General features: G+C 71.1%; 12 protein-coding genes. 8 read left to right on the forward strand and 4 right to left on the reverse strand.

Annotation, left to right across the window (positions count from 1 at the left end):
- Nucleotides 1–127 precede the first annotated feature (127 nt).
- The 4 genes from ACFYRY_RS30830 (at nucleotide 128) to ACFYRY_RS30845 (ending at nucleotide 4848) form a co-directional block, all read left to right on the forward strand.
- Nucleotides 128–2353 (forward strand): MMPL family transporter, encoded by a 2226-nt coding sequence (locus tag ACFYRY_RS30830; protein ID WP_389152752.1) that lies wholly within the window; start codon nucleotides 128–130, stop codon nucleotides 2351–2353.
- Nucleotides 2350–3054 (forward strand): response regulator transcription factor, encoded by a 705-nt coding sequence (locus ACFYRY_RS30835; protein WP_389152755.1) that lies wholly within the window; start codon nucleotides 2350–2352, stop codon nucleotides 3052–3054. Before ACFYRY_RS30830 ends, ACFYRY_RS30835 begins: the two co-directional genes overlap by 4 nt.
- On the forward strand, nucleotides 3051–4481 hold the full coding sequence (locus tag ACFYRY_RS30840) for a sensor histidine kinase (protein ID WP_389152757.1): 1431 nt from the start codon (nucleotides 3051–3053) through the stop codon (nucleotides 4479–4481). Before ACFYRY_RS30835 ends, ACFYRY_RS30840 begins: the two co-directional genes overlap by 4 nt.
- 70 nt (nucleotides 4482–4551) lie before the next feature.
- Nucleotides 4552–4848, forward strand: a complete 297-nt coding sequence (locus ACFYRY_RS30845; protein ID WP_389152760.1) for a transposase — start codon at nucleotides 4552–4554, stop codon at nucleotides 4846–4848.
- A gap of 51 nt (nucleotides 4849–4899) precedes the next feature.
- Here the strand turns inward: ACFYRY_RS30845 and ACFYRY_RS30850 are convergent, their stop codons facing one another.
- Nucleotides 4900–5553: a methyltransferase domain-containing protein gene (locus ACFYRY_RS30850; protein WP_389152763.1), complete on the reverse strand. Its 654-nt coding sequence runs from the start codon at nucleotides 5551–5553 to the stop codon at nucleotides 4900–4902.
- Nucleotides 5554–5654: 101 nt separating this feature from the next.
- On the opposite strand from ACFYRY_RS30850, the gene ACFYRY_RS30855 reads away from it, so the two are divergent.
- The 3 genes from ACFYRY_RS30855 to ACFYRY_RS30865 all read left to right on the forward strand — a co-directional run bounded on the left by ACFYRY_RS30855 (nucleotide 5655) and on the right by ACFYRY_RS30865 (nucleotide 8102).
- Entirely contained in the window at nucleotides 5655–6296 is a 642-nt protein-coding gene (locus ACFYRY_RS30855) for a PadR family transcriptional regulator (RefSeq protein ID WP_389152765.1), read from the forward strand.
- A 94-nt stretch (nucleotides 6297–6390) separates the two neighbouring features.
- Complete coding sequence (locus tag ACFYRY_RS30860) at nucleotides 6391–7344, forward strand: ATP-binding cassette domain-containing protein (RefSeq protein WP_389152768.1); 954 nt, start codon at nucleotides 6391–6393, stop codon at nucleotides 7342–7344.
- Nucleotides 7341–8102: an ABC transporter permease gene (locus ACFYRY_RS30865; protein WP_389152771.1), complete on the forward strand. Its 762-nt coding sequence runs from the start codon at nucleotides 7341–7343 to the stop codon at nucleotides 8100–8102. Before ACFYRY_RS30860 ends, ACFYRY_RS30865 begins: the two co-directional genes overlap by 4 nt.
- Nucleotides 8103–8169: 67 nt before the next feature.
- Here the strand turns inward: ACFYRY_RS30865 and ACFYRY_RS30870 are convergent, their stop codons facing one another.
- Both ACFYRY_RS30870 and ACFYRY_RS30875 read right to left on the reverse strand, forming a co-directional pair.
- Nucleotides 8170–9582 (reverse strand): glutamate decarboxylase, encoded by a 1413-nt coding sequence (locus ACFYRY_RS30870; protein WP_389152774.1) that lies wholly within the window; start codon nucleotides 9580–9582, stop codon nucleotides 8170–8172.
- A gap of 30 nt (nucleotides 9583–9612) precedes the next feature.
- Nucleotides 9613–10893 (reverse strand): ion channel protein, encoded by a 1281-nt coding sequence (locus tag ACFYRY_RS30875; protein ID WP_389152776.1) that lies wholly within the window; start codon nucleotides 10891–10893, stop codon nucleotides 9613–9615.
- A gap of 124 nt (nucleotides 10894–11017) precedes the next feature.
- On the opposite strand from ACFYRY_RS30875, the gene ACFYRY_RS30880 reads away from it, so the two are divergent.
- Nucleotides 11018–11779, forward strand: a complete 762-nt coding sequence (locus tag ACFYRY_RS30880) for a MerR family transcriptional regulator (protein WP_389152779.1) — start codon at nucleotides 11018–11020, stop codon at nucleotides 11777–11779.
- A gap of 31 nt (nucleotides 11780–11810) precedes the next feature.
- On the opposite strand, the gene ACFYRY_RS30885 is transcribed toward ACFYRY_RS30880, so the two are convergent.
- Complete coding sequence (locus ACFYRY_RS30885) at nucleotides 11811–12176, reverse strand: YbjQ family protein (RefSeq protein ID WP_389152782.1); 366 nt, start codon at nucleotides 12174–12176, stop codon at nucleotides 11811–11813.
- Between the last annotated feature and the right edge of the window lie 79 nt (nucleotides 12177–12255).

The raw sequence follows: 12255 nt of genomic DNA on the forward strand, positions 1-12255 counted from the left end.
GAAGCTCAGCCCGCCCGTTCCGCGAAACCGTCAGGAAACCGTCAAGGAGTGCGCGGGTGTTCCGTCAACTCCCCGGATTTCCATGGTCTTTCGCTGATCGTTGCGACCACAGAGACGGGCTTTGACCATGGCTGTACTGCTGTACCGATGGGGGGTGTTCGCGGCGCGCCGACGGCGCGCGGTGCTGGCCGCTTGGCTGGTGCTGATGGCCGCGGTCATCGCACTGGGCGTCCGGGCCGCCGGTGAGTTCACCGCCGAGACGGACATTCCCGGTTCGCAGGCGCAGAGCGCCCTCACCGAGATGAACCGACACTTTCCCTCCTCCGAGCACCAGAGCGCCCAGATCGTCTTCGAGACGCCCGAGGACGCCACGTTCAAGGACCCGGCCATGGCCGAGGCGATGGGCAGGTCCCTGACCGCCGCGGCCACCGTGCCGGGCGTCACCTCGGTCACCGACCCCACCGCCAGCGGCACGGTGTCGCCCGACGGGCGTACGGCGGTGGCGAAGGTCTGGTTCGGGGCGGCACGGCACGAGGCCATCGAGGAAGACGTCCTCGACGCGCTGAAGGACACCGCGGAGAGCAGCCGTGCGGCCGGTATCGACGTCCTGTTCGGCGGTGAGGCCTATCGGGAGTCCGGATCACCGGGCGGACCGGCCGAAGCGCTCGGCCTGCTGGTGGCGCTGCTGGTGCTGGCCGTGACCTTCGGGCAGTTGCTGAGCGCCGGCATGCCGCTGCTGATGGCGGTGCTCGCGGTGGGCACCAGCCTGGCCGCGCTGACCGGCCTGGCTGCGAGGTTCGACATCTATGAGAAGGCGCCGTCCCTGGCGCTCATGCTGGGCCTCGCGGTCGGCATCGACTACGCCCTGTTCATCCTCGCCCGCCACCGCTCGGAACTGCTGGCGGGCCGGGGCGTGGGGGAGTCCGCCGCGCGGGCCACCGCGACCGCCGGGAGCGCCGTGGCGTTCGCCGGCCTGACCGTGATCATCGCGCTGACCGGTCTGTCGATCACCGGGGTGCCCGCGCTCACCGCCATGGGACTCAGCGCCGCTCTCACGGTCGCCACGTCGGTGGTCATGTCCTTGTTCCTGATGCCCGCGCTGCTGTCCGCGGTCGGCGGCCGGCTGCGCCCTTCGGCGGACTCGCGAGCCGCCCGCCGCGAGAGGCAGGCCGAAGTCCCCGCCGCCAAGCCGCCCATGGGGGTGCGCTGGGCCGGGATTGTCGTGCGCCACCCCTGGCGTTCCACCGTCGCGGTCGTCCTGTTGCTCGGCGCGCTCGCCCTGCCCGCCACGCAGCTGCGGCTGGCCCTGCCCGACGACGGCGGCGAGGCCGCCTCGACCGCCGTCCGGCAGAGCTACGACAAGGTCGCCGACGCCTTCGGGCCCGGTGCCAACGGGCCGTTGGTGGTGCTGGTGAGCGACGCGCCGGACGGCACCCTGAAGAGCACCGGTGAGCAGGTCGCCGCCGAGCTCGAAGGGGTCGACGGCGTCGCCCGGCTCAGCCCCGCCGAGTACTCACAGGACGGCGCGGTCGCGCGGGTCCAGGTCGTTCCTGAGACCGGTCCCCGGGACGCGGAGACCACCGACCTTGTCAACTCGATGCAGGACCGGCTCGCGCCGCTGTCCGAGCGCAGTGGCAGCGACATCGCCGTCACCGGCCAGACCGCCGTGAGCATCGAGGTGTCCGAGAAGCTCAGTGCCGCCCTGCTGCCGTTCGCCGTGGTGGTCGTGGGGCTGTCGCTGCTGCTGTTGCTGGCCGCGTTCCGTTCCGTGGCGATCCCGGTCAAGGCGACCGCGGGGTTCCTTTTGTCAGTGGGTGCCGCGCTCGGCGTGACCGTCGCGGTCTTCCAGTGGGGGTGGCTCGCGGACCGTCTCGGGGTGCCTTCCGTCGGCCCGGTGTCCAGTTTCGTCCCCGTCGTCGTGATGGCCATCCTGTTCGGCCTGGCCATGGACTACGAGGTCTTCATGGTTTCCGCGGTGCGCGAGGAGTACGTCCGCGCCCGGCAGCCCCGGGCCGCCGTCATCGGCGGTGCCCGGCACGCGACCCGGGTGGTGGCCGCCGCCGCGCTGATCATGGTGGCGGTCTTCTCCAGCTTCCTGCTGGAGAAGGACCCCGCGCTGATGCCGATCGCGCTGGCCCTGGCGGTGGGCGTCGCCCTCGACGCGTTCCTGGTCCGGCTCACCCTGGTCCCGGCCGTCCTGACGCTGCTCGGCCACCGGGCCTGGTGGCTGCCGAAGCGACTGGACAAGCACCTGCCCGACCTGGATGTTGAGGGGGCACGACTGGATCATGACCGACCGGCGTCCGCCTCCACGGCGCCTTCACCCCAGACCGAGCAGGACATAACCGCATGAAATCCCCGGACACGGTCCTCGTCGTCGAGGACGACGACAACATCCGTGACCTGATGGCCTCGGCCCTGCAATTCTCCGGCTTCGAGGTGCACTTCGCCCAGGACGTACCGCAGGCCCTGACCAGCCTGGCCCGCGGCCTGCCGGACGTCATCGTCCTGGACGTGGGGCTCCCCGGCGGCGACGGGTTCGACGTGCTGCAGCTGATCCGCGCACGGGGCATCACCACACCGGTACTGTTCCTGACCGCCCGGGACGCCGTGGAGGACCGTGTCCGTGGACTGCGCCTCGGTGGCGACGACTACGTCACCAAGCCGTTCAGCGTCATCGAGGTCGGCGCCCGCCTCCAAGCCCTGATCCGGCGCTCCCGCACCAGCGCCGGCCCCGCTCCCGACAGCCACCTCCTGCGTTACGCCGACCTCGAACTGGACGACAAACGACACACCGTCACCCGCGGCGGCACCCTCATCGGCCTGTCACCCACCGAATACCGGATGCTGCTCTACTTGCTCTCGCACGCCGAGTACGTCATGACCCGCTCCCAGATCCTGGAGGCCGTGTGGCAGTACGACTTCGGCGGTGACTCCGTCGTCGTGGAGCGCTTCGTGTCCAACCTGCGGCGCAAACTCGACGGTGACGGACGTGAGCCGCTGATCCAGACGATCCGCGGCATCGGCTACAGCCTGCGCCGCACCGCCCGGTGAGCGGGACACACCGCACCCTGCGACTGCGGCCGGTCACCATCCGGGCCCGCATACTGCTGGGGGTCCTGGTCCTGCTGACGACCGGACTCGTCGGCAACTCGGTCGCCGGAGCCCTGACCCTGCGCGCCTACCTGGAACACCGGGCGCAGGACGGCCTGCGGGACGCCGGGGACCGCGTTCACCGCGCGCTCGCGAAGGGTCCGCAGACCATCAAGCAGATGCAGATGTCCAGCCTGGTCGCGCCGGTTCTCGGAGTCACCGTGATCGGACCGGACGGTGAGATCGCCGCCCAGTTCGGCGAAGACGTGCCAACGGCGGTCAACACACTGACCGCCGACCGGCTCGACCAAGTGATCGTGTTCGAGGACCGCACGGACGTCCCCGACCTCATCGTCCGGCGCATCCCCACCAGTGGCCTGACCATCACCTCACCGATGGGCTCGATCGAGGCCACCGCTGTCATCCTCACGGTGCGCACCGACGCCGACCGGATCACCGTCACCGACTATGTGTCCAGGCAGGCAGGCAGCGTGGGCATCACGCTGACCCTCGCCTATGTCACCGCGCTGCTGATCCTGCGATTCGGCCTGCGGCCCCTGACACAGATGGCCGACGCGGCCGACTCGATTGCCTCCGGGGCCCGTCAGGAGCGCCTGCCCACCTACGACAGGCACAACGAGACCGATCGTCTCGCCGTCGCGGTCAACGACGCCTTCGACGCCCAAAGGCGCGCGGAGGAGAACATACGCAACTTCGCCGCCGACGCCTCGCACGAACTGCGCACCCCCCTGGCCACCATCTCCGGCTGGCTCGACCTGTACCACCAAGGCGCCCTCGAAGAACCGGCCCGGCTGGAGCGGGCCTTGGAACGCGTGGACAGCGAGGTCGGCCGGATGCGCCTGCTGGTCGAGGAACTCGCCCTGCTGGCCCGGCTCGACGCCGGCCGCCCACTGGCGAGCGAACCGGTCGACCTGCGCCGACTCGCCAAGGACATCGTCCAGGACGCCCGGATCATCGCCCCCGGCCGGGACATCCGGCTGCACGCCCCCGAGCCCGTGCACGTGACCGGGGACGCCCCTCGGCTGCAGCAGGTCCTCAACAACCTGATCGGCAACGCCATCCAGCACACCCCGGCCGACGCCTCGATCTACGTCACTCTCACGTGCGGTCGTGACGGACGGGCCGTCCTGCGGGTCACCGACTCCGGACCGGGCATCCCACCCGAGGACCTGCCCCGCGTGTACGACCGGTTCTGGCGCAGCGGAACCAGCCGTGGCCGCACCGGCGGCTCCGGCCTCGGCCTGTCGATCGTCCGCTCCGTGGTGCACGCCCACGACGGGAACGTGGACATCACCTCGGTCGCGGGAAGTGGTACCACCGTGACCGTCACCCTGCTCGCCCCCGCCCCGGCCAGGCAGTTGCACTGACATCACCCCAGGCCCGGCAACCGGGCCTGGCCCAGCTTCTGGCCGATGGCCTTCATGGAGATCCCCGCGGATGCCGGCTACCGGGCCTTGGGCGAGCAGCAGCGCACAGCACACTCCTCATGCCGCACCCGTGTCGAGCACGACTACACGCACCGGAATCACCGGCGGCCCTGGCCCGGCACCTTGGCCGACGCGAGCATCAGGAATCGATGAGACCCGTTCCTGGGGGCTTGAGGTGCCGCTGGCCGTCGCGGACGCCGGATACGGCGACGCCGCAGCGTTCCGGCACGGACTGCAGGAGCGCGGCCTGAACTACGTGGTGGGGATCTCCACCACGCTGTCGGCCCAGCCTGCCGACGCGGCGTAGGTGGCTGGGCCCTACTCGGGGTCATGGCGAGTGGCGGGCGGTGAGCCCTGATCACGACTCGGATCTGCGGGCGAGCAGGTGGATCTCCCGGAACTGCCGTCGGTCGGTGGGCTGAGGTTCCCGGACCATCCGGGCCACCTCGGCCAACCCGGCGGTGCGCAGCATCGCGGCGAGGTGATCGGGCCACCACCGATAGGCCGGCGCGACGGCGTGATCGAAGACCTGCGTCGGGTGAGACGGGTCGGCGGTGGCCGAGAAGCCGATCAGCAGGTGGCCGCCGGGTGCCAGCACGCGGTGGAACTCCGCCAGGATGCCGGGGAGTTCCGGCGGCGGGGTGTGGATGACGGACCAGCGTGAGAGTACGCCGCCCAGCGCGCCGTCGGCGATGTCCAGCGCGGCCATCGAGCCCACCTCGAACCGCAGGCCAGGACAGGCCTGTCGGGCCAACTCGATCATCGCGGGGGAGGCGTCGATACCGAACGCCGTCAGCCCCAGCTCCTCCAGATGAGCGGTGACGTGGCCGGGACCGCACCCCAGGTCCGCGACCGGCCTGTTCCCACCCGCGCGTACCACCTCGGCGAAGACACCCAGGATCGCGCGGTCCAGGGGTCTGTCCCGCAGCGAGTCGCTGAACAGCTCCGCATACGTGGGGGCGGCGTCGTCGTAAGCCTCGCGGGTCGCGGTGAGCGCATCGGGTTCAGCCATGCGCGCGACAGTAGTTCCTGACGCCGGGGCGAGCCGGAGAATTACTGATCGTCCTGGGGCTGACCCGTGGTGCGTCCATGCGGCGGCCTAATCTGGACCGCATGTCAGCGATCCGTCTCCTCGTGCTCGGCGCCGTCCGTCAGCACGGGCGGGCCCACGGCTACCAGGTGCGCAACGACCTGGAGTACTGGGGCGCGCACGAGTGGTCCAACGCCAAGCCCGGCTCGATCTACCACGCCCTGAAACAGATGGCGAAGCAAGGGCTGTTGCACGAGCACGAGATCGCGCCGTCCACGGCCGGGGGGCCGCCGCGGACGGAGTACGAGATCACCGAGGCCGGCACCGAGGAGTACCTCTCGCTGGTGCGCCAGTACCTCACCGCCTACGACCAGCGGCCCGACATGCTCACCGCCGCGCTGGGCACCATGGTCGACCTGGGCCGCGAGGAGGTCCTCGGCCTGCTGGAGGAACGGGTCCGCAGCATCGAGGCGTGGCGCAAGTCGGTCACCGAGTACTACACGCCCGAGGAGGGCCCCGGTCAGCTCGGTCACATCGGCGAGATCATGAACTTCTGGGTCCACTCGGCCGACACCGGCGCCGAGTGGACCCGGGGTCTCATCGAGCGCATCCGGGGCGGCGCGTACACCTTCGCGGGGGAGGGGGAACCGTTCGTCGGCGTGCTGGCGGACGGTGAGGAGAACCCGTACGCGACGGGGGAGCGGTCTCAGGCGGACGCCGGCTAATCAAGTTTGACTAACAGCACACAGGGGCATACCCTCCGTCGGCAGTCAGTAGTCAAGTTTTACTACGTTGCTCGCCCGACTCGAAGGGAGCCCGATGACCGACGCGATCGTCGCCGAGGGATTACACAAGCGGTACGGCGACAAGGCGGCCCTGGACGGCCTCGACCTGCGCGTGGCCCGCGGCACCGTGCACGGTCTGCTGGGCCCGAACGGCGCCGGCAAGACCACCACCGTGCGGGTCCTCACCACGCTGCTGTCCCCGGACGAGGGCCGCGCCGAGGTGGCGGGCCACGACGTGGTCCGAGCGGCCTACGACGTACGCCTGCGGATCGGCCTGCTCGGCCAGCACGCCGCCGTGGACGAGGAGCTGTCCGGCCGGCAGAACCTGGACATGTTCGGCCGCCTCCACCACCTGGGCGCCCGCCGGGCACGCGAGCGCGCCGACGAGCTCCTGGAGCGCTTCGGCCTCGCCGACACCGGCCGCAAACCGGTCAGCGCGTACAGCGGCGGCATGCGCCGGCGCCTGGACCTGGCCGCCTCCCTGATCACCCGGCCGGAGGTGCTCTTCCTGGACGAGCCGACGACCGGCCTCGACCCGCGCGGCCGCGCCGAGGTGTGGGCCGCGGTCCGCTCCCTCGTCGGCGGCGGTACGACCGTCCTGCTGACCACCCAGTACCTGGAGGAGGCCGACCAGCTCGCCGACCGCGTCTCGGTCGTCGACCGGGGCCGGGTCGTCGCCGACGGCACGCCGGACGAGCTGAAGGCGACGACCGGGGGCGACCGCATCGACGTGGTCCTGCGGGACGCCGGTCAACTGGGCGCGGCGGTGGCCCTGTTGCCGGTCGCCGCCGCCGGGGTCTTGGTCGACGCCGACCGCCGGCTGCTCAGCGCCCCGGTCACCGACCGCATGGCGGCCCTCTCCGGTGTCGTACGGGCCCTGGAGGAGGCCGGCATCGAGGCGGAGGACGTGTCCCTGCGCCGCCCGACGCTGGACGAGGTGTTCCTGCAACTCACCGGCGACGACCACCGACTGAAGGAGGCCGTGTGAGCACCTACGCGCTGACCGATTCCTGGACCATGACCCGGCGCGAACTCGCCCACTGGGCACGGCAGCCGGTGCAGGTCCTGGTGGGCCTGGTCTTTCCCGTGATGCTGCTGCTGATGTTCGGCTACCTCGTCGGTGGCGGCCGGGGCGTCGAGGGCGAGTACGTCGACTACCTGGTCCCGGGCATGCTCGCGCTCACCATGGCGTTCGGGCTGGAGAGCACGATGCTCGCCGTCACCCAGGACCTCAACAAGGGGGTCATCGACCGCTTCCGGTCCATGCCGATGGCCAACGGCGCGGTGCTGGTGGGCCGTTCGGTCGCCGACATGCTCCAGTCCGCCCTGAGCCTGACGGTGATGATCGCCGTCGCCGTCGCCCTCGGCTGGCGTGCGCACGGCGGCGTGGCCGGCTTCCTCGGCGCCGTCGGGCTGCTGCTGCTGTTCCGGTTCGCCATGCTGTGGATCGGCATCCACCTCGCGATGGTGGCGGGCAAGCCGGAAATGGTCCAGGCCGTGCAGATCCTGGTCTGGCCGGTCGGCTTCCTCTCCAACGCCTTCGCGACCCCCGACTCCATGCCCGGCTGGCTGGCCTCGGTGGTCGAGTGGAACCCGCCGTCCCAGACGGCGACAGCGGTACGGGACCTGCTCGGCGCGCCGGGCGCGGAGCCGGGGCACGTGGGGGCGGCGGTGCTGTGGCCGGTCGCGCTGCTGGTGGTGTTCTTCCCGCTGGCGGTACGGCGGTTCGGGGCGTTGAGCAGGTAGCTCGGTCCGAGGGCCTGCCCCGAGGGGCAGGCCCCGGTGAGCACGCCCCGTCGGTGCCGTGGTCCCGTCAGTGATGGAACCCCGTAGCCGCCCCCTTGTCCCGAACGGACGGCTGCGACTGCGCGCGCAGCTCCGGCAGCAGGCCGCTCAGGTCCTCCATGAACAGTTCGGCGAGGTCGGCCGAGAACCCGTTGCGGCACACCACCCGCAGGACGGACAGGTCCTCACGGTTCGGCGGGAAGGTGTACGCGGGCACCAGCCAGCCCCGCTCCCGCAGCCGCCGGGAGACGTCGAAGACGTCGTACGTCTGCACGTGCGGCGCGGTCGTGAACGCGAACACCGGCAGCTGGTCGCCCCGGGTCAGCAGCTGGAAGTCACCGAGCGCCGCCACGCGTTCGGCGAGGCTGAGGGCCACGTCCCGGGTGGTCTGCTGCACGGCGCGGTAGCCCTCGCGGCCCAGCCGCAGGAACGTGTAGTACTGCGCGACCACCTGAGCGCCCGGGCGGGAGAAGTTCAGGGCGAAGGTCGGCATGTCCCCGCCCAGGTAGTTGACCCGGAAGACCAGTTCCTCGGGGAGGGCCTCCTTGTCGCGCCACAGCGCCCAGCCGACGCCGGGATAGACCAGCCCGTACTTGTGCCCCGAGGTGTTGATGGAGGCGACCCTCGGCAGCCGGAAGTCCCACACCAGGTCCTCGTCGAGGAAGGGGGCGACCATCGCGCCGGACGCCCCGTCGACGTGCACGGGGATGTCCAGGCCGGTCCGGTCCTGGAGGGCGTCGAGGGCGGCGCACAGGTCCGCGATCGGTTCGTAGGAGCCGTCGAAGGTGGAGCCGAGGATGCCGACGACCCCGATGGTGTTCTCGTCGCACAGGTCTGCGGCGGCCTGCGGATCCAGGTGGAAACGGTCGCCCTCCATGGGGACCAGGCGGGCCTCCACCTCCCAGAAGTTGCAGAACTTGTCCCAGCAGACCTGGACGTTGACGCCCATCACCAGGTTCGGGCGGACGTCCCGCGCGGGGTAGCGGTCGGCGTTGCGCCGCGCCCACCGTCGCTTGAGCGCCATGCCGGCGAGCATGCACGCCTCGCTCGACCCGGTCGTGGAGCAGCCCATGGCGGCCGACGGGTCGGGCGCGTTCCACAGGTCGGCGAGCATGGCCACACACCGCCGCTCCAGCTCGGCGGTGCGCGGGTACTCGTCCTTGTCGATCATGTTCTTGTCCCGGCACTCGCCCATCAGGACGCCGGCCTGCGGCTCCATCCAGGTGGTGACGAAGGTGGCGAGGTTCAGCCGCGAGTTGCCGTCCAGCATCAGCTCGTCGTGCACCAGCTGGTAGGCGGTCGTCGGCGGCAGCGGAGCGTCCGGGAGCCGGTGGGTGGGCGGGGCCTCGGTCATACCGCTGACCGGGTTCGCCTCCCCGAAGAACGGGTTGATGGACCTGGGGCGCTCGTCGGGCTTCTGGGGACCTTCGTGCAACGGCATGGGCGTGCCTCCTGTGAGGGTCAACGGCGGTCAGCGGAGCGGAGTTCCGTCCGTGCGCAGCTGCATCTGCGGTCGTCCCGTCACCAGCAGCCAGGCCGGCAGCGAGGCGACGCAGAGCAGCGCGAGGATCGTGGGGGAGACCACCAGCACGGCGGCCGTGAACAGGCTCACCCAGCCCTGCCGGGTGATGGCGAGGAGCACGCCCAGGACGCCCGCGGCGACCCCGAGCGCCGGCTGGACGGCCGGCACCAGGGCGTGCGCGCCGAGACCGAAGGCGGTGCCGACGAACACGGCCGGGAAGATCCGCCCGCCCCGGAAGCCGCAGGACGCGGCGACCAGCAGCGCGGCCAGCTTCACCACCGTCATCGTCGCGAACTGTCCCGCCGACCAGCCGCCGGGATCGCGGGCCAGCTCAGCGATCTCGTCCAGTCCCTTGAACAGCGTCAGATGACCGCCCAGGGCCGCCAGCAGCCCCAGCACCAGCCCGCCGGCCGGCAGGGCCAGCATCGGGTGGCCGAGCCGGGCGAACGCCCCGTGGACGTACGGGAAGGCGTACACGGCGGTCATGCCGAGCAGTGCCGCCAGCGGCGCGACCACCAGGGCGGCCAGCAGGTCGGCCCAGCCGGGCGGGCCGAGGGCGGGCAGATGGAGGTCGAAGGCCGGACGGGCCACCAGAGTGGCCGTCAGCGCCCCGGCCGCGGCGGCGACCAGCGGCGCGAAGACGCTGTCCCACAGCGCTCCCCGCATGGGCTTGCCGGCCAGTGCCTCGGAGATGACCAGGGCCGCCGCCACCGGCGTGCCGAACAGCGCCCCGATCGTCGCCGCTTCCGCCAGCACCACCCACAGCGTGCCGGGCGCCCGCCGGAAAAGCCGGTTCCCCAGCCAGAAGGCGAGCCCCACGTTCACGGCGATGATCGGGTTCTCCGGCCCGAGGCTCGGTCCGCCCGCGAGCGTCAGCCCGGTCGCCAGCACGAGACCGGGCAGCACGACGGGCGGCAGCACGGGCGCGTCGAGCCCGGTGGTGGCCGGGTCGGGCCCGGCGTGCCCGGGCACCTTCCACACCACAAGCCCGACCGCCACGCCCGTCCCGGTGAGCATGACGAGCATCCACAGCACCGAGTACCTGCCGACCCCCAGGGCGTCCGGCACGGTCTGCCAGAGCACCTTCTGGAGCTCCTCGGCCGCCTCGCTCACCCCGACCAGGAGCAGACTCGCGCCCACGCCCACCACCAGAGCGGGGAGGATCAACGGCAGCAGGGCACGGGCCGGAGCCGGCGGTGCGAGGGGTGCCTGCGCGGTGTCCTGGGCCACTGGCTCACCATAAGCGGACAAAACCGACAGAACATCCGGAGGGAACCGCCCGCGGACTCCGGCTTGCACCTCACGCCACGTGAGGCCTCAGCGTGGAGCGCGTACCGAGAAGGGAGCGGACGAAGTGAGCTACTCCGTGGGACAGGTCGCCGGCTTCGCCGGAGTCACGGTGCGCACGCTGCACCACTACGACGACATCGCCCTGCTCGTCCCGAGTGAGCGCAGCCACGCGGGTCACCGCCGCTACAGCGACGACGACCTCGACCGGCTGCAGCGGATCCTGTTCTACCGGGAGCTCGGCTTCCCGCTCGACGAGGTCGCCGCCCTGCTCGACGACCCGGACGCGGACCCGCGCGCGCACCTGCGCCGCCAGCACGACCTGCTGACCGCCCGGATCGAGAAGCTGCAGAAGATGGCCGCGGCCGTGGAGCACGCCATGGAGGCACGCACGATGGGCATCAACCTGACACCCGAGGAGAAGTTCGAGGTCTTCGGCGACAAGGACCCCGAACAGTACGTCGAGGAGGCGGAACAGCGCTGGGGCGGCACGGACACGTACGCCGAGTCACAGCGCCGGGCCGCCCGGTACACCAAGGACGACTGGAAGCGCATGCAGGCCGAGGTCAACGCCTGGAGCGAGCGCTACGGCGCCCTGATGGACGCCGGTGAACCACCGGCCGGTGAAGCGGCCATGGCCATGGCCGAGGAACACCGGCAGCACATCAGCACCTGGTTCTACGCATGCTCGTACGAACTCCACCAGGGCCTCGCCGACATGTACGTCTCCGACGACCGTTTCAAGGCGTTCTACGACTCCATGCGCCCGGGGCTCGCCGAACACCTCAGGGACGCGATCACGGCGAACGCCGCCCGCCGCGCCTCCTGATGTCCCGGCCCGGGGGAACACCACAGGTGGCTCACTCCCGGGCCAGGACCACCGCCGTCCCGTAGGCGCACACCTCGGTGCCCACGTCCGCCGCCTCCGTCACGTCGAAGCGGAACGCAAGGACGCCGTTGGCGCCCCGTGCGCGTGCCTGCTCCACCAGCCGCCCCATGGCCTGTGTCCGGGTCTCCACGAGCGTCTTGGTGAGGCCCTTCAACTCGCCCCCGACCATCGATTTCAGGCCCGCGCCGATCTGGCTTCCGAGGTGCCGGGAGCGCACGGTCAGCCCGAAGACCTCGCCCAGTACCTCCTGGACCCGATAGCCGGGTGCGTCGTTCGTCGTCACCACCAGGACGTCCGGTTCGGGTCCCTGGCCGCCGCCGTATTCTTCGATGCCCATGGCTCACAGCTTTGCCGCAGTCGGCGCACAGTGCATCCTGAAGCCGCTTGTGGAACCTGGGGCCGGCGCGTGGCGTTGA

The sequence above is a fragment of the Streptomyces sp. NPDC005263 genome (genome assembly GCF_042872365.1).
In the GTDB taxonomy this organism is placed as follows: Bacteria; Actinomycetota; Actinomycetes; order Streptomycetales; family Streptomycetaceae; genus Streptomyces.

What these genes read in the sequence shown, in the direction of transcription:
- ACFYRY_RS30830 (WP_389152752.1), top strand. Translation starts at nt 128, where the DNA reads ATGGCTGTACTGCTGTACCGATGGGGGGTGTTCGCGGCGCGCCGACGG.
- ACFYRY_RS30845 (WP_389152760.1), top strand. Translation starts at nt 4,552, where the DNA reads ATGCCGGCTACCGGGCCTTGGGCGAGCAGCAGCGCACAGCACACTCCT.
- ACFYRY_RS30855 (WP_389152765.1), top strand. Translation starts at nt 5,655, where the DNA reads ATGTCAGCGATCCGTCTCCTCGTGCTCGGCGCCGTCCGTCAGCACGGG.
- ACFYRY_RS30885 (WP_389152782.1), bottom strand. Translation starts at nt 12,176, where the DNA reads ATGGGCATCGAAGAATACGGCGGCGGCCAGGGACCCGAACCGGACGTC.
- ACFYRY_RS30870 (WP_389152774.1), bottom strand. Translation starts at nt 9,582, where the DNA reads ATGCCGTTGCACGAAGGTCCCCAGAAGCCCGACGAGCGCCCCAGGTCC.
- ACFYRY_RS30850 (WP_389152763.1), bottom strand. Translation starts at nt 5,553, where the DNA reads ATGGCTGAACCCGATGCGCTCACCGCGACCCGCGAGGCTTACGACGAC.
- ACFYRY_RS30835 (WP_389152755.1), top strand. Translation starts at nt 2,350, where the DNA reads ATGAAATCCCCGGACACGGTCCTCGTCGTCGAGGACGACGACAACATC.
- ACFYRY_RS30860 (WP_389152768.1), top strand. Translation starts at nt 6,391, where the DNA reads ATGACCGACGCGATCGTCGCCGAGGGATTACACAAGCGGTACGGCGAC.